This window comes from Micrococcus lylae NBRC 15355, assembly GCF_001570885.1.
Lineage (GTDB): Bacteria > Actinomycetota > Actinomycetes > Actinomycetales > Micrococcaceae > Micrococcus > Micrococcus lylae.
In genome coordinates this window covers 1-891 of record NZ_BCSN01000113.1, presented here as the reverse complement: position 1 = coordinate 891, position 891 = coordinate 1, and the positions used below count along the sequence as shown (strand labels likewise).

Here is an 891-nt window from a genome sequence, read left to right as displayed (position 1 = left end):
TTGATGGGCATCTCGCGTCAGTGCGCGCACCGGTGGGTCTCCCGTTACCGCACCGAGGGCGAACACGGGCTGCAGGATCGCTCCAGCCGGCCTCACCACTGCCCGAGCAGAACCAGCGCCCAGACCGAACAGCAAGTCCTTCAGGCCCGCAGCACGCACCGGCGGGGTCAGGACTGGATCAGCACCAGAGTCGGGGTCCCGGCCAGGACGGTGAACCGGATCCTGGCCCGTCACCAGATGCCTGCCCTGGCCTGTCTTGACCCGGTGACCGGGGAAGTGATCCGTTCCTCGAAGGCCACCACTCACCGGTAGGAGAAAGACCGTCCTGGCCAGTTGGTGCACGTAGACGTGAAGAAGATCGGGAAGATCCCGGACGGGGGTGGGTGGCGTGCACATGGCAGGGCGGCTACCGCTGCGCTCAAAGGACGTCGACCCAAGATCGGGTACGACTATGTGCACTCGATGGTCGATGACTGCTCCCGGCTCTCGTACAGCGAGGCCTTGCCGGATGAGACCGGGCCCACGTGCGCCGGGTTCCTGGCCCGGGCCGCGGTGTACTTCGCTGAGCACGGGATCGACAGGATCGAACGGGTCATGACGGACAACGCCTTGGCGTACAAGAACTCGCAGGCGTTCAAGGCAGCGGTCGCAGCTGTGGGTGCGCGGCAGAAGTTCATCCGGCCGCATTGCCCGTGGCAGAACGGCAAGGTCGAGCGGTACAACCGGACGCTGGCACAGGAATGGGCCTACAGCCAGGCCTGGGCGTCGAATGCTGAACGCACGGACGGCCTTGCCCGGTGGGTCCATGAGTACAACACTGAGCGTGGCCACACCGCGCTTGGGGGCAAGACTCCCGCTCAACGAGTGTCATCAACGTGATGGCCGGGTACA

Annotated in this window: 1 pseudogene; it reads left to right on the top strand. The window is 65.4% G+C overall.

The window, feature by feature from the left end:
* Window positions 1–879 (top strand): annotated as a pseudogene (locus MLY01S_RS13045) (IS481 family transposase); the annotation flags it as partial.
* Between the last annotated feature and the right edge of the window lie 12 nt (window positions 880–891).